Source organism: Stenotrophomonas sp. SMYL41 (assembly GCF_036319965.1).
Taxonomy (GTDB): Bacteria; Pseudomonadota; Gammaproteobacteria; order Xanthomonadales; family Xanthomonadaceae; genus Stenotrophomonas; species Stenotrophomonas maltophilia_R.
In genome coordinates this window covers 1-15,361 of sequence record NZ_JAWIRX010000022.1, presented here as the reverse complement: position 1 = coordinate 15,361, position 15,361 = coordinate 1, and the positions used below count along the sequence as shown (strand labels likewise).

9 protein-coding genes are annotated in these 15,361 nt (G+C 70.1%); 3 read left to right on the top strand and 6 right to left on the bottom strand.

The window, feature by feature from the left end; all coding sequences use genetic code 11:
* Positions 1–31: 31 nt before the first annotated feature.
* Genes recC through recD form a run of 3 tightly spaced genes read left to right on the top strand, consistent with a single transcriptional unit; the run spans position 32 to position 8,933 of the window.
* Complete coding sequence (gene recC, locus V3B30_RS19810; RefSeq protein ID WP_262084131.1) at positions 32–3,379, top strand: exodeoxyribonuclease V subunit gamma; 3,348 nt, start codon at positions 32–34, stop codon at positions 3,377–3,379.
* Positions 3,376–7,056 carry an exodeoxyribonuclease V subunit beta gene (recB, locus tag V3B30_RS19805; protein ID WP_262084132.1) on the top strand — a complete coding sequence of 1,227 codons (3,681 nt, stop codon included), beginning with the start codon at positions 3,376–3,378 and terminating at the stop codon, positions 7,054–7,056. Before recC ends, recB begins: the two co-directional genes overlap by 4 nt.
* Positions 7,053–8,933, top strand: coding sequence for an exodeoxyribonuclease V subunit alpha (gene recD, locus V3B30_RS19800; RefSeq protein ID WP_262084133.1), 1,881 nt, complete (start codon positions 7,053–7,055; stop codon positions 8,931–8,933). Before recB ends, recD begins: the two co-directional genes overlap by 4 nt.
* 104 nt (positions 8,934–9,037) lie before the next feature.
* Here recD and V3B30_RS19795 read toward each other — a convergent pair whose 3' ends face one another.
* The 6 genes from V3B30_RS19795 to V3B30_RS19770 all read right to left on the bottom strand — a co-directional run bounded on the left by V3B30_RS19795 (position 9,038) and on the right by V3B30_RS19770 (position 14,719).
* Positions 9,038–9,436: a hypothetical protein gene (locus V3B30_RS19795; RefSeq protein ID WP_100475132.1), complete on the bottom strand. Its 399-nt coding sequence runs from the start codon at positions 9,434–9,436 to the stop codon at positions 9,038–9,040.
* 94 nt (positions 9,437–9,530) lie between these two features.
* Positions 9,531–11,570 carry an FUSC family protein gene (locus tag V3B30_RS19790; protein WP_262084134.1) on the bottom strand — a complete coding sequence of 680 codons (2,040 nt, stop codon included), beginning with the start codon at positions 11,568–11,570 and terminating at the stop codon, positions 9,531–9,533.
* A gap of 3 nt (positions 11,571–11,573) precedes the next feature.
* The gene (locus V3B30_RS19785) at positions 11,574–13,034 is read right to left on the bottom strand and encodes an efflux transporter outer membrane subunit (protein WP_100475134.1); all 1,461 of its coding nucleotides are present in this window, start codon (positions 13,032–13,034) and stop codon (positions 11,574–11,576) included.
* Positions 13,031–13,948: an HlyD family secretion protein gene (locus V3B30_RS19780; protein ID WP_162292092.1), complete on the bottom strand. Its 918-nt coding sequence runs from the start codon at positions 13,946–13,948 to the stop codon at positions 13,031–13,033. Before V3B30_RS19780 ends, V3B30_RS19785 begins: the two co-directional genes overlap by 4 nt.
* Positions 13,945–14,154 carry a DUF1656 domain-containing protein gene (locus tag V3B30_RS19775; RefSeq protein ID WP_010487502.1) on the bottom strand — a complete coding sequence of 70 codons (210 nt, stop codon included), beginning with the start codon at positions 14,152–14,154 and terminating at the stop codon, positions 13,945–13,947. Before V3B30_RS19775 ends, V3B30_RS19780 begins: the two co-directional genes overlap by 4 nt.
* Positions 14,155–14,263: 109 nt before the next feature.
* A complete protein-coding gene (locus V3B30_RS19770) occupies positions 14,264–14,719 on the bottom strand; it encodes a MarR family transcriptional regulator (RefSeq protein ID WP_087924082.1) in 456 nt (151 codons plus the stop codon).
* Positions 14,720–15,361: the final 642 nt, after the last annotated feature.

The following is a 15,361-nucleotide window of genomic DNA, read 5'->3' as shown; positions in this document are numbered from 1 at the left end:
TGAATACTGCCTGCCGTGCTGCACACTGTGCATGATGAGTGACCCGGGCAGCGATTTCCGCCTCTACCATTCCAACTCCCTGGACGTGCTGGCCGCGCTGCTGGCGCGCAACATGCGTGCGCCGGTTCCGGGCCAGCCATTGCTGGCGCCGGAGGTTGTGCTGATCCCGCAGGTGGCGATGCGGCGTTGGCTGCAAGCGACACTCGCTGCCGAGTATGGCGTGGCCGCCAATCTTGAGTTCCTGACCCCGGGTGAGTTTGTCGCCCGTGCCCTCAACGCCAATGTTCCGGGGGAACGCGATGACCTGGACGCTGCGGGCCTGCACTGGAAGCTGTACCGGGCACTGCGCGACCCGGCGCTGCTGGCGCAGCCTCCGATGCGCGCGCTGCAGTCCTATCTTGCCGGCAGCGACGCGCTGAAGCCGTGGGCGCTGGCCGGTGAACTGGCCTCGGTGTTCGAGAAGTACCAGGCCTGGCGCCGTGACTGGCTGCTGCGATGGGCCGCCGGCGCCGATCCGGCCGACCCGCAGGCGATCCTGTGGCGCACGATCACCCATGGCTGCGACTACCGTGCGCGCCGCATCCAGGAATACCTGGACCGCTTCGAAGGTGCCGGCCAGCCGTTGCCACAAGGCCTGCCGCCGCGCATGTCCGCGTTCGCGACGCTCAACATCTCGCCCGACGTGCTGCGGGTGATGGCCACCCAGGCACGGGTGGGCGAGCTGCACTTCTATATGCCCACACCCGTGCAGTCGTACTGGGGCGACCTGCAGACCCTGGCCGAGCGCCTGCGCAGCGGCGCGCCCGATCCCTTCGGTGAAGCGGCCGGTGAGAACCGCCTGCTCGAAGCCTGGGGTGCGGCCGGGCGCGACTTCATGGCGGTGCTGGGTAGTTACGAGGTGGTGCACCCGGCGGGCGAAATTGCAGCGTATTCGGATCCGGAAGACGACACCCGGCCGACCCTGGACGAAGGCGGCCTGTCCGACAGCCTGCTGCATCGCCTGCAGCGCGATCTGTTCCACCGCCGCGCGCTGCCTTCGGGGCAGCTGCGAGACGGCCTGCGCCGCGACGACCCGAGCCTGCAGGTGCATGCCTGCCATACCCGCCTGCGCGAGCTGCAGGTCCTGCACGACCAGCTGCGCAGCCTGCTGCAGGACCCACGCTTCGATCCGCCGTTGCAGGCGCGCGAGATCGCGGTGCTGGCGCCGGACATCGACCCCTACGTGCCGTACCTGGAAGCGGTGTTCGGCGGTCGCGGCGGCGAGGAGGAGCACATTCCCTATGCGCTGGCCGACAGCAGTCCGCTGGCGGGCGAGCCGCTGGCCGATGTGTTCGTGCACCTGCTGGGCCTGCCCGTTTCGCGCTTTGGCCTGAATGAAGTGCTGGACCTGCTGGCCAGCGCGCCGCTGGCCGAAGCGGCCGGGTTGGAGGCGGTGGACTTCGACCGCCTGCATGGCTGGCTGCAGCAGGCGGGTGCACGTTGGGGCCTGGATGCGAAGCACCGCAACCAGCACCAGGCACCGGCCGACGACGCCTACACCTGGCAGTTCGCGCTGGACCGCCTGGTGCTCGGTCACGCGACCGGCAGCGAGGCCGACCTGGCCGGTGTCGCACCGTGGATCGAGCTGGAGGGTGGCGCATTGGAGGCGCTGGACCGGCTGCTGCGCCTGTTGCGCGTGCTGGCGGTCTACCAGCGCCGCCTCGGCGAACTGCTGACGCCGGCGCAGTGGCGGCAACGCCTGCTGTCGCTGCTGGACGCGCTGCTGCCGACCGCGCCCAGTTCGCCCAACAGCCAGCGTGCGCTGGAGCGCCTGCGCAAGCTGCTCAACCAGTTCGCCGACGATGCCGCCAAGGCCGGTTTCGAAGACGGCGTGCCGCCGGAGGTCGTGCGCGCGCACTTCGCCAGCGCACTGGGCGAGGCCGATACGCGCGCGCCGCTGCTGACCGGTGGCATCAGCTTCGGCCGCATGGTGCCGATGCGCCTGCTGCCGTTCCGGGTGATCTGCGTGCTCGGTCTCAATGATGGCGATTTCCCGCGCCGTGACCCGGCTGCCGGTCTCAACCAGCTCACTGCCGAGCTGGACACGCCGCGCCGCCGACCGGGCGACCGCTCCACCCGCGAAGACGACCGCTTCCTGTTCCTGCAGCTGTTCGCCGCCGCGCAGGAGGTGTTCTACCTGAGCTATCTCGGTGCCGATCCGCGCGATGGCAGCGTGCGTGAGCCGTCGGTGCTGGTCAGTGAACTGATCGATGCCGCCGCTGCGTATCACCTTGATCCGACTGCGGCGGTCCGTGACTTCACCGTGCGCCACGCACTGCAGCCGTTCTCGCCGGCGACGTTCGGTGATGGCGATCCACGCCGCTTCAGCTATCGCCGCCAATGGCATCCGGCCGCCGGTCGCCTTACCGGCGAGCGTGGCGGCCTGCAGCCCTGGTTCGACGCACCGTTGCCGCCGCCGCTCGACGATGCGGTGGAAGACGAGGTCGCACTCGATACCCTGCGCCGCTTCCTGTGCGACCCCGCCGGGCAGTTCCTGGCGCAGTCGCTGGGCCTGCGCCTGGCCGACGATGTCGAGGAGGTCGATGACCTGGAGCCGCTGGTGCTCTCTTCGCGCGGCCCGGAAAAGCGCAGCGTGCAGGCGGCGGTGGTGCGCGCCACGCTCAGTGGCGATACCGAGTCGTTGTATCCGCGGCTGCGCGCGCGCGGGCTGCTGCCGTCGGGCCCTCTGGGCGAACGCCAGTTCGAGGTGGAGCAAGTGAAGACCCGCCCGTATGCCAGCGCATTGCTGGGCTGGATGCAGGGCGAACCGCTGGAAAGCCGCCGCTATGAAGTGGAGATCGATGGCGTGCGCCTGCACGGCCGCGTGGCTGATCGTCATCCCGAAGGCCTCGTGCGCCTGCGCGCTGGCACCCTCAATGGCAATGCGGTGATCCGCCAGGGCCTGGACTGGCTGCTGGCCAACGCTGCCGGCGATGCGTTGCCGCTGGTGCAGTTCCACGATGGCGGCGATGCCGGTCCCGGCCCGCATGTGCTGCCGGCACTGAGCGTTCCCGCTGCACGCGCCGCGCTGCGCGCACTGCTGCAGCTGCGCCAACGCGGCCTGCGTGAGCCGCTGCGCTTTGCCCCGTATACCGGCTGGGTGCTGTACAACGCGCCGGCGGAAAAACAGCGCAGCGAAGGCTGGAAGCAGTGGCACGGCAGCGACCGCAGCTGGGGGGAATCCAGCAGCGACGCCTGGCAGCTGGTGCTGCGCGGTGCCGACCCGTTCGCCACCGACGCCGGCTATGCCGACCTGCTACGCAACAGCCAGGTGGTCTTCAGCGCGGTGCGCGAAGGCCGCACGCTGGGTGCCGACGCCGGCCTGGAGGGCAGCGCATGAGCACCGCCTTCGCGGATGAGGAAACCCAGCGCATGGCGGGCGATCCCTACCTGGCCCTGGCGCTGGATGGCATCCGGCTGATCGAGGCCAGCGCCGGTACCGGCAAGACCTTCACCCTGGCCACGCTGTTCACCCGCCTGGTGGTGGAGCAGGGCCTGCGCATCGGCCAGATCCTGGCGGTGACCTTCACCGATGCCGCCACCCAGGAACTGCGCAAACGCATCCGCGAGCGCCTGGCGCTGGCCGCACGCCTGGTTGATCTGGAACCGGCCGAGGGTGAAGCACCGGACGTGCAATTGACCCGCGACGTGCTGCAGCGCCATCTGCACGGCGGCACCGAGAGCGCCGCCGCCTTGAAACGCCGCCTGCAGGTGGCGGCCGACGAGATCGACCTGGCTTCGATCTTCACCATCCACGGTTTCTGTACCCGCGTGCTGCGCGAGCATGCGCTGGAGAGCGGCCATACCTTCGACCCGCCGGAGCTGCTGGCCAGCGACCGTGAGCTGCTGGAGGAGCTGGCAGCCGATCTCTGGCGGGTGCACGCCAACGACGCAGCCACGCTGGAACCGCTGACCTGGCTGTGGCCCAACCCGGATGCGCTGGCCGCCGATCTGCGTGCGCTGCTGGCTGCGCCACCACTGCACCCGTTGCCACAGCCAGTGACGCTGGCCGATCCACACCTGGCATTGCAGGCCACCGCCGCCGAACTGCAGGAGGCGCTGCGCGAGCACGGCGAGCAGTTCTTCATCGACCTCTGCGATGCCGTCGACAACAAGTGGATCAACGGGGTGTCCTACAAGCTGGGCTGGCTGCACCCGCTGGGCCGGCAGCTGCTGGGCTGGGCCGAGCGCGCCGATCCGCGCGAGTTGCTGGCCAGCGAGCGCCTGCCGGCACTGCTGCCGGAGGTGCTGGCCGACAAGACCAACAAGAAATTTGCCGATCGCACGCCGTCGTCGCCGTTGCAGGCGCCGCTGGCGCGCTATGTCGCGTTGCTCGCCGAACGTGATGCCTGGTTGCGCGGCACCGCACTGAACTTCCTGCACCGCCTGCGCGACGAAGCCACGCAGCGCCTGCAGGCACTGAAGCGCACGCGCCGGGTGCAGACCTACGACGACCTGATCGATGGCGTGGCACTGGCCCTGGAAGGCCCGCAGCGGCTGGCACTGGTGAAGCAGCTGCGCGCGCAGTACCGCATCGCGCTGGTCGACGAGTTCCAGGATACCGACGACCGCCAGTGGGGCATCTTCCACAGCGTGTTCGGCGATTCGCCGGAGGTACGCGAACTCGGCCTGGTACCGGCGCTGTTCCTGATCGGCGATCCCAAGCAGGCGATCTATGGGTTCCGTGGCGGCGACATCCACACCTACCTGAAGGCCAAGCAGCTGGCGCAGCAGGCGCCGGTGCTGGACCAGAACTTCCGCTCGCGACCGGCTGTGCTGCGTGCATTGCAGGCGCTGTACGACAACGGTGGCGAAGACGCCTTCCTCGAGCGTGACATCCAGTTCGAGCCGGTGCGTCCCGGTGGCGTGCGCACCGATGAGGACTACCAGCGCGACGGCCATGCCGCCGCGGCACTCACCCTGCGCGTGCTGCGTAGCGGGGGTGACAAGGCGATGAGCGCCGACGCCTCGCGCGAAGCCGCTACCCAGGCCTGCGTGGCCGCGATCCACCAGACCCTGGTCGATGCGAGGGCCGGCAAGGCCGTGCTGCGTGGGCGCCCCGTGCAGCCGGGTGATATCGCGGTACTGGTGCGCTCGCATCGCGAGGCCACCCTGGTACAGCGCGCGCTGGCCGCGGTCGGCATTCCCGCGGTGGCAGCCGGCAGGCAGAGCCTGTTCGCGACCAGCGAGGCGCGTGATCTGCGCGCGCTGCTGCTGGCACTGCTGCAGCCGGCTGACGAAGGCCGCCTGCGTGCAGCGCTGGCCACGGTATTGCTCGGTCAACGTGCCAGTGCGATCGCCGCGATGGAACGCGAGGGCGACCTGCAACGCGGGTTCCAGGCACAGCTGCTGCATTGGCGCGAGCGCTGGCAGCGCGGCGGGCCGTTCGCGGTGATCGCCGATGTCTGCGCCGCACAGGGCGAGCGCCTGCTGGCGCTGATCGACGGCGAGCGCCGCCTGACCAACTACCTGCAGCTGGGCGAACTGCTGCAGGAAGCCTCGGCGCAGGCGCTGGGCATGCACGGCCTGCTGGACTGGCTGCAGGGGCAGATGGCCAACGCCGACCAGGATGATGAGCAGCAGCTGCTGCGCCTGGAATCGGACGCACGCCGCGTGCAGATCATCACGCTGCACAAGAGCAAGGGCCTGGAGTACCCGCTGGTGTTCCTGCCGTTCGTCGGCATCGACGGCGGCGCACCGAACACGGCCTCGCACTGCACCGTGCACGTCGGTGGCCAGCGCCAGCTGCACTGGAAGCTGGGCAAGGACGATGCGTGGGCTGCGGCAAGTACCCAGCGCGAGCGCGAGCAGCGCGCCGAGGATGCGCGCCTGCTGTATGTCGGCCTGACCCGCGCCGAGCATGCGCTGTGGATCGCCGTGGGTGACCTGGCCGGGCTCGGCAAGACCCGCCTGGCGCCGCTGCTGGGTGACCTGCAGGCGCTGCGCGCGCACGCCGATGTGCACATCGATGACAGCGAGGCTCCGGTCGCGCTGCCGCAGCTGGCGGCCGAAGTGGAAGGGGATCTTCCGGCAGTGCGTGCCCTGACCCGGCGCGTACCGCACGATTGGTGGGTGTACAGCTTCACCCAGCTGGCGCATGCCGATGCGGGCGCCGGCAGTGATATCGAGGCCGCCGCCACCGAGCTGCCGGCGCCCGCCGCCGACGAACCCGCGGGCCCGGAACTGCCGCTGGAGCCGGCGCTGCCGGAACCCGCTGCGGCGGCCGAGGAGAGCACACCGGTCGACCCGCGCTTCATGGGTAGTCGCTTCGGCAACGTGCTGCACGAAGCGATGGAGAACGTCGATTTCGCTGCCTGGAGTGACTGGAAGCCGGGTCTGGAAGCCCCTGAGGGCCAGGCCGAGGTGCTGCGCAAGGCGCTGCACGACGAAGGCTATGCCGATGCCGATCTGGACGATGGCGTGGCGGTGCTGGTGCCGCTGGTCGGCCACACGCTCACCGTGCCGCTGCCCGAAGGCGGCGCGCTGCACAGCCTGGGTGAAGGCGAGCGTCGCGCGGAAATCGACTTCCACTTCGCCATCGAACCGACCACGGTGCCGGCGCTGCTGCAGGTGCTGCATGCACATGGGGTTTCCAGCACGCGCCGCGGCTTCGGCCAGCGCCGCCGCCTGGAAGGGCTGATGACCGGCATGATCGACCTGACCTACGTGCGCGACGGGCGCTGGTACGTGCTCGACTACAAATCCAACCGCCTGCCCGGCTACAGCCCGGACCTGCTGGCCATTGCCATGCGTCACAGCGAGTACGACCTGCAGGCGCTGATCTATACCGTGGCCCTGCATCGCTGGCTGCGTTTCCGCCTGGGCGCGGCCTACGACTACGAACGCGACATGGGCGGCATCCGCTACCTGTTCTGCCGCGGCCTGGACGCTGCCGGCAACGGCGTGCATGTGGACCGCTTCCCGCTGGCGCTGGTGGATGCGCTGGATGCATTGTTCGCCGGTGGAGAGCAGGCCCAGGCCGAACTGGCTGCGCGTGCCCGTGGAGCCAGCGCATGAGCCTGCTGAAGGAACTGCACCAGAAGGGCCTGCTGCGCACCCTCGACCATGCATTGGCAACCAGCCTGCAGCGGCTGCGCGACGACACGCCCGAGAGTGTGGCACTGGCGGCTGCGCTCGCTTCGCTGGCGGTGTCTCAGGGCCACGCCGGGTTTGATCCGGCACAACCGCAGCGGTTGCTGGAAGGCGTGTCCGAGTGGCCTGCCGCGCAGGACTGGCTGGCACAGCTGCGCGCATCGCCGTGGGTGGCGACGCCGGAGCAGGCCGATGCCATCGCCGACGATGCGCCGCTGGTGCTGGAGAACGGCCTGCTCTACCTGCGCCGCTATCGGGAGTACGAGCGCCAGCTGGCGGCTGGGCTGCAGCGCATCGGCCGGCATCCGCTGCCGGCGCCGGACATGGCAGCGTTGGCGCCGTTGTTCGCGCAGCTGTTCCCGCAGGCACTGGGCGGCGAAGATCACCAGGCACGCGCCGCCGGCGTGACCCTGCGCCATCCGCTGGCACTGGTCACCGGCGGCCCTGGCACCGGCAAGACCACCACCATCGCGCGCCTGTTGCTGCTGCTGGCCGCGCAGGCCCGGCTTGCCGGCCAGCCGCTGCCCGAAGTGGCGCTGGCCGCGCCTACCGGTCGCGCCGCCGAACGCATGGCCGAGAGCCTGCGCGTGGCCGTGCAGCGCCTGCAGGAACAAGGACTGGATCCGGCGCTGTGCACGGCACTGCCCAGCACCGGCACCACCCTGCATCGCCTGCTCGGCGTTATTCCCGATTCACCGCGCTTCCGCCACCACGCCGACAATCCGCTGCCGGTGAACGTGGTGGTGGTCGACGAAGCCTCGATGATCGATCTGCCGATGATGGCCAAGCTGGTCGATGCGATCGCCAGCGGCACCCGGCTGATCCTGCTCGGCGATCCCGATCAGCTGCCGTCGGTCGAGGCCGGCGACGTGCTCAGCGCGATCCTGCGTGCCAGTGGCGATGGCATCGGCACCCGCGCCGACGATGCGCAGGCGCTGCACGGCCTGCTGGCGCCGTGCACCTTGCTGCCGCAGGCCGCGCCACGCGCCTTCGCCGGGCGCCGCGTGCAGCTGCGGCGCGGCTACCGGCAGAGCGATGCGCTGGACCTGGCCCCCTTGGCGCATGCCGTGCGCGAGGGCGACAGCAGCACCGTGCTGCAGCTGCTGCGCAGTGGTGACCTGGCCGGCGTGCATTTCCACGAAGGCGAAGCCGATCCGCTGCGCGGCCAGCGCGAGCACCTGCTGGGCCACTGGCGCGCACTGGCCGACGCCGCCGATCCGGTACGGGCCCTGCAGCAGGCCGGACGCCTGCGCGTGCTGACCGCCCTGCGCGAAGGCCCGCAGGGCGCGCGCGGGCTCAACAGCCGCATCGAACAGCTGCTGGCCGGCAACACCCCCGGCTACTTCCAGGGCCGCCTGCTGCTGGTCACCGAGAACAGCTACCGGCACCGCCTGTTCAATGGCGATATCGGCATCTGCCTGCGTGATGGCAGCGGCGCGATGGTGGCCTGGTTCCCAGGCGACAACGTCGACCAGCCGCGCGCGTTCCATCCGGCCGCACTGCCTGCGCACGAAAGTGCCTTCGCGATGACCGTGCACAAGGCACAGGGATCGGAATTCGACGAGGTGTGGTTGCAGTTGCCACGCCAGGACAGCCGCGTGCTGTCGCGCGAACTGGTCTACACCGGCATGACCCGCGCTCGCCAGGTCCTGCACGTGGCGGGCGGCGCTGACGTGCTGCAGGCCGCCCTGAAGCGCCACGCCAGCCGCCTCGGTGGCCTGGCCTGGCGGTTGGGCGCGGAAGCGGTGGCCGAAGCACCGACGCGCATCGAACAGCCTACGGTGCAGGGCCAGCTGTTCTGACGCGGGGTCGGATCCCGTTCCCAACGGGAACGGGCTCTGCCCCCGTCGCCGAGGCACGCATGCTCCGGGTCAGAGCCCTCCCTCCGGGAGGGTCCGACCCTGCGTCATTCAGCGATCAACACCAGCCCATCGGGGAATACGATCGCGGCTTCATCGGCGCTCACGTCGAAGAAGCCCACGCCGTGCTTTTCGGCCAGGTCCTGCACGCGGCCGTGCGCACGCTCGGCCACCGAGTACGCGAACGCACCGTAGATCACCTGACTACCGATGCTGTATTCGGTCACCTCGGCACGTTCGTCGTCGTCGTTGCTCAATGGGCCGTTCAACGGCGGGAATTCCTGCGCCATCTCCGCGAACCACGCCTGCAGTGCCGGACTGCTGACTGCCGGGTCGTCGTACTCGTGGCGCTCGTTCCACTGGGTCTGCTTCTCGAACCAGGCGATGAAGGCCGCCGCCTCGCGCGGGGCCACACCGGCCTCGAACACCATCATGTCGTAACTCATTGAACCGTCCTGTTGCAGCGCCAGGGTCGGATCCCTCTCCGCAGGAGAGGGCTCTGACCCCTGCGCGGAGTCTGTGGACGCACAGGGTATCGCGCTACGGCTGTGCGGCCGCACTCATCGCCCACCCTGGCGCCAATGCCTTTGCTTCGGGGAACAGCGCGAAGCGCAGGCCGATCAGACCCATCAGTGCTTCATCGCGGGCCTTGCAGGCGGCCACGCTGCCGACCCGGCCCAGCGAGGTATCCAGGCGCTCGCGCAGCGCCTCGGCCGCCACGATCGGCTTGCGCGCGGCGATCTGCCGGCGGTAATGCCCGGCGATCTCCTCAAGAATGTGCTCGACCGCTTCGCGGCTGCGCTCGGGCAGTTCCAGCCGGGCGCGGCGCAGCTGCAGGATGTTCAGTCCAATGCGCGCCTCGTTGAGCATGTCCACCGACGCGATGTCGCTGCCCTCCGGCGTCGCTGCCAGGCGCGGTGCGAGCAGGCCCAGCAGGTCGAGCATGCGCGCGGCGAAGCGCTGGCGGTCCTGTTGGCCACGTCCTTCGGCGGCCTCGGCCAGCGTGGTCCAGCCCTGCCGCACCAGGCGGCGTGCGGTCCACTCGGCACCGACCGAACGGAACAGGCGGGTCATCACCACCGCAAAGCCAATGCCGATGAACATTGCGATCGACGAATTGAGGAAGGTCTGGATGTTGGCGCTGTAGGTGTTCTGCAGGCTCAGCAGCGCCGCCAGATTCACCGTCAGCGGCAGTGCGAACAGCGCGCTCTTCGGATGGTGCAGCATCAGCCCCAGCGGCAGGAACGCCACCGCCAGCACCAGTGCCAGCAGGCCGAAATCGTGCACGGCCGGGAACACACCGAACAGGTACACGCCGGCCACCACCGAGGCGACCATCGCCCACACCAGGAACGACACCATGCTCGGTGCCGGGTCATCCTGTGCGGCGAAGAATGCGGCAGTCACCGCAGCCATCATCGCGCCGTTGCCACCACCTTCCCAGCCCAGCGCGATCCACAGCACGCAGTAGCTCATCAGCGCCACGCCGGCACTGAGCGCGGAGAACAGCGCCATGCCGTAGTCGACGTGCTTGTCGGCGGCCGCGCGTTCGGTGCGGATGCGGTAGTGCGCGCGGTCCAGCGGCGCGGTGCCGTGGTCGATTGCGTGCTGCAGGGTGCGGCAGTCCTGCCACAGGTCCACCAGTTCCTCCAGGCGCAGCAGCAGGCTGGCCAGCTGCAGGTGCTGCAGGTCGCGGTCCACCTGCGGCTTCAGTGCGCTGATGCGCGCGCGCAGGCGGGCGTACTCGCTGGCGTTGGTCGGCCCGTCCAGCCAGTCATGGATATCGTCGACCAGTGCCGGCAGTCCTTCCGGCAGAGCCTGGCCATCGCCGCGCAGCGCACTCAGGCGGTCGGCAATCGACGACAGCACCGGCAACAGCAGCAGCATGCGCTCGCGCAGGCGCTCCATCGACACCGCCGAACCGGCGTGGCGTGGATCATCGCGGCGCAGGAACTCGATCAGCGCCTCGAACTGCACCAGATCGGCGGCCAGCCGGTTGCGTGGCGCATGCGCGCGGCCACGTTCAAGGATCTGCCGGCACCACTGTGCGGCGTCCTCCATCCAGTTGCCGATGCGCGCGCGCAGCATCGGGCGTACCGAGGCCGGGAACAGCAGCGAGGCGAACAGCACCGCCACCACCGTGCCGAGGATGATCTCCTCGCTGCGCGCCACCACCGTGTCGAAGATGGTTTCCGGCGAGGTCACCGCCGGGAAGCCGATGAAGGCGGTGGTATAGCCGGCCAGCAGGAACGCGTAGCCACGCGGTCCGCGGTTGAGCAGGGCCATGAACAGGCAGCCGGCCAGCCAGATCGACATGGCCGCGCTCAGTACCAGCGGCGTCTCCACCAGCGCCGGCAGCACCAGCAGGGTGGCCAGGCCGGCCACCAGGGTGCCGACGATGCGGTACACACCCTTGGCGCGGGTCGGGCCCAGCAGCGGCTGGCTGACGATGTACACCGTGCCCATCGCCCAGTACGGGCGCGACAGGTTGCCGGCCATGGCGATGTACAGCGCGGCCACCGCGGCCAGGTAGGTCTTGATCGAGAACAGCCAGGCCTGGCGGTCGGTGAGCGCGTTCATGGCTTACTTCGCTGCGGTCGAGGCGTTGGGCGCGGCGGCGCTGGCCTGCCAGCCACCACCCAGCACCAGGAACAGGTGGATCTGGTCGCGCGAGACCTGCGCTTCGGCGGCGGCCAGGGTGGCATCGCTGCTGGCCAGGCTGCGGTCGGCGTCCAGGCTGGACAGGTACGGCGTGCGGCCGCCCTGGTACAGCCGGCGGTTCTGCCCGGCGGCCAGCGCGGCCTGTTCCTGCGCAGTGCGCAGCGACTGCAGCCGGCGCAGGTCCTGCGCGTAGCGGTCCAGCGCGGTCTGGGTCTCACGCAGCGCCTGCAGCACGGTGTGGTCGAACTCGGCCAGGGCCGCATCGGCACCGGCTTCGGCGGCGTGTATGCGCGCATGCGTGCCCGACGACGGCAGCGTCCACGAGATCAGCGGGCCGATCGACCACTGTTGGGTCATCGGCGTGCCGAAGTCTTCGAGCAGGCCGGCGGCACCGAGCGAGGCACCCAGCCGGATGTCCGGGTACAGCTCGGCGGTGGCGACACCAATCCGCGCCGTGGCCGAGGCCAGCTTGCGCTCGGCCTGGCGCACGTCCGGGCGGCGCTGCAGCAGTGCGCGGCCATCACCGACCGGCAGCGGCTGCGCCAGGCTGGGCGCAGCCGCACAGTCGATCACCCCGGCCGGCAGCTGGCCCGGGGTTTGCCCGAGCAGGGCGGCCAGCGAGTAGGCGGCCGCCGAACGCTGCGCGCGCAGCGGCGGCAGTGCGGCTTCCAGCAGCGCCACCTGGGCATTGGCGCGGGCCAGCTCCGGCGGGGTGCCACGGCCAGCCGCGATCAGACGCTGGGTGACCGTGCGGCTGCGCTGCTGCAACTGCAGGGAATGCTCGGCCACGTGCAGCTCGTGGTTGGCGTGGCAGATTTCCAGGTAGCTGTCGGCCACCTGCGCGACCACGCTGACCTGGGCCAGGTCACGTGCAGCGGCAACCGACTGCTCGTCGGCACGCGCCGCTTCGGCACCGCGCTTGAGCTTGCCGAACAGGTCGAACTGGTAGCTGACCGCGAACTTGCCATCGGCCAGGTTGATCACCGGCAGCTCGTGCTCCTGCAGGAACGATTCGGCCGACAGCTGCGCGCGGCTGACGCCGGCCTCGGCCTCGTACTCGAAGCCACCGGCGTCCAGCGCCTGCTCGTACACCGCCGCCGCACGACGCAGGTGTGCATCGGCGGCCTTCAGTTCCACGTTGTCACGCAACGCCTGGGTGATCAGGCCGTCCAGCACCGGGTCGTTGTACAGCGACCACCAGCGGTCGGGCAGCGCCTGGTTGGCGGCTACCTGCGGGTTCTGCGTATCGATGAAGGCCGCATTGGCCTGCGGGCGCTTGAACGCCGAGCCTTCCGGCAAGGCGTAGTCCGGGCCGACGGTCCTGCACGCGGCCAGGCTGGCCAGCGCGACGATCAGGCCGAGACGGGGCAGGGCGGCGTTCACAGGCCCGCCTGTGTCGGCGCGGTGCCGGCCTTGTCGTTGTGCGGGTGCTGGGCGGTGTCCACGGTCACCGTGGCGGTGCGCCCGGCGATCAGCTCGACGCCCTTGGGCACCTCGTCGATGGCGATGCGCACCGGGATGCGCTGCGCCAGCCGCACCCAGTCGAAGGCCGGGGTCACGTTCGGCAGCAGGGTGCTGCCATTGCTGCGGTAGCGGTCCTCGATACCGGCGGCGATGCTCTCGACATGGCCGCGCAGCGGGGTCGATTCGCCCATCAGGCGGATGTCCACGCGCTGCCCCGGCGCCACGCCGCGCAGGCGGGTTTCCTCGAAGTAGCCATCAATGCGGAACGAGCCGGTATCCAGCAGCGCCAGCACCGGCTTGCCGGCCACCACGTAGTCGCCCACCCGCATGGTGCGGTCATTGACCCGGCCATCGGCCGGTGCGCGCACCTCGGTGCGGCCCAGGTTGAGCTCGGCCAGGTCGACCGCGGCCTGTGCGGTGGCCAGCGCAGCCTGTGCGGCCTGCAGCTTGGCGCGGCGCACTTCGGCGTCCTCGGCGGCAACCAGGTCCTGCAGGCTGCGGTCACGGCCGATCTCGCGGCGCAGCTGCGCCACCGAGGCCTGGCGCTCGCCCAGGCTGGCGCGGGCCTGCTCCAGCGCAATGCGGTAGCGGGCGCGGTCGACCACGAACAGCAGGTCGCCCTTCTTCACCGCCTGGTTGTCGGCCACGCTCACCGTTTCCACCAGCCCGGACACGTCCGGCGCCACCTGCACCACGTCGGCGCCGACATGAGCATCGCGGGTCCACGGCTCATCCATGTAATAGACCCATAGCTGGCGCAGTACCAGCAGGGCGACGATCACGGCTGCGCTGGTGAGCAGCACCGGCAGGGTCTTCTTCACGATCTTGTTCACGATTGCATCCAACGCAGGAGGTGGAACAGCAGGCCCAGCACGATTCCGTACAGCGCCAGGTTGAACAGCGCCGGGTGCCATACATGGCGATAGGCGCCGGCACGCTGCAGCAGCGCGTGCAGGCCGCTGTTGACCAGGTAGGCCAGCAGCATCAACCCGAGCAGGGTCGGGACGAACACTCCGTGGAGACTGAATTCACCGGGCATCGGTAGGGGCGGGGGCGATGTGGGGGGAGGGGAGGAACAACAAAACAACAGCAACGGGCAAAAGCCGCTGGCGTGTGCACGGCAGCGGCGGTATTCGGGGGCAGCGGTCTTACGTGATGCGGTCGGCAGCCTCGGCCAGCAGGCGCCATGCCTTCAGCACGGCGTGCAGTTCATCCATGGAAAGCTCGCCGAATACATCCTGGCGCAGGCCGATCAGCTGGTCTTCCAGCTCGCTGACCAGCGCGTGTCCCGCGTCGGTCAGCCACAGCAGGTTGGCGCGGCGGTCGCTGGCGTCGCTCTCGCGGCGGACCAGGCCGCTGGCACACAGCTTGTCCAGCAGGCGCACCAGCGAAGGCCCCTCCATGCCCAGTTGCTGGGCCAGCGCGACCTGGCGGATGCCACCACCGGAGCGGCCGATCATCAGCAGCGGCATGGTGCAGGCGGTGGAGATGCCGTAGCTGCCGAGACGGCTGTCGGCCAGGCGCTGCCACTGCCGCCCTGCGTACAGCAGGCCGGAGCTGAGCTGCATCTGCAGCACGGTGCGCTCGTCGAGGGGTCGGTCCATAAGAGATAGATAGGATACTACTAATTTCATTCCTATCAATGGTTTTTTCTGAATGGGTAGGGTGTAGTGAGGAAAGCGTTGCGCCTGCCTGGTGTCGGGTGGGGCAGCGGGGGCCGGACGGTGCAGGACACGCCGTGAACCCATCCTTGGGGGCTCGGCCGCGGCTTGCTCGTGTGCGCGTCCTGCGCACACGGCAAGACCGTTGGGCGTCCTGCCCAACCCGCCCGAGGCATGCCTCGGGCCCATGCCGCGGACGGTCCTGCCGCCCGGCCCCCGCTGCCCTCCGATCACCCCGCGAGCGCGGTGGGTTGGCTCTTAGAAGCAAGAGCAGAAGCAGTGCGGACCAACGGTCCGCACCCACCAGGGCAGCGGCGCGCGGTGCTTCCGAAGCCATGAACCCCCGCTTTTGCCCCCGCTTTCGGGCGGTCCGGCCGCGCCCGCGGGAAACCGTCAGGGAGGGGGGGGGGGGGGGGGGGGGGGGGGGGGGGGGGGGGGGGGGGGGGGGGGGGGGGGGGGGGGGGGGGGGGGGGGGGGGGGGGGGGGGGGGCGGGGGGGGGGGGGGGGGGGGGGGGGGGGGGGGGGGGGGGGGGGGGGGGGGGGGGGGGGGGGGGGGGGGGGGGGGGGGGGGGGGGGGGGGGGGGG

Coding starts and splice junctions, on each gene's coding strand:
- recC (WP_262084131.1), top strand. CDS start 32: ATGATGAGTGACCCGGGCAGCGATTTCCGCCTCTACCATTCCAACTCC.
- recB (WP_262084132.1), top strand. CDS start 3,376: ATGAGCACCGCCTTCGCGGATGAGGAAACCCAGCGCATGGCGGGCGAT.
- recD (WP_262084133.1), top strand. CDS start 7,053: ATGAGCCTGCTGAAGGAACTGCACCAGAAGGGCCTGCTGCGCACCCTC.
- V3B30_RS19795 (WP_100475132.1), bottom strand. CDS start 9,436: ATGAGTTACGACATGATGGTGTTCGAGGCCGGTGTGGCCCCGCGCGAG.
- V3B30_RS19790 (WP_262084134.1), bottom strand. CDS start 11,570: ATGAACGCGCTCACCGACCGCCAGGCCTGGCTGTTCTCGATCAAGACC.
- V3B30_RS19775 (WP_010487502.1), bottom strand. CDS start 14,154: ATGCCCGGTGAATTCAGTCTCCACGGAGTGTTCGTCCCGACCCTGCTC.
- V3B30_RS19770 (WP_087924082.1), bottom strand. CDS start 14,719: ATGGACCGACCCCTCGACGAGCGCACCGTGCTGCAGATGCAGCTCAGC.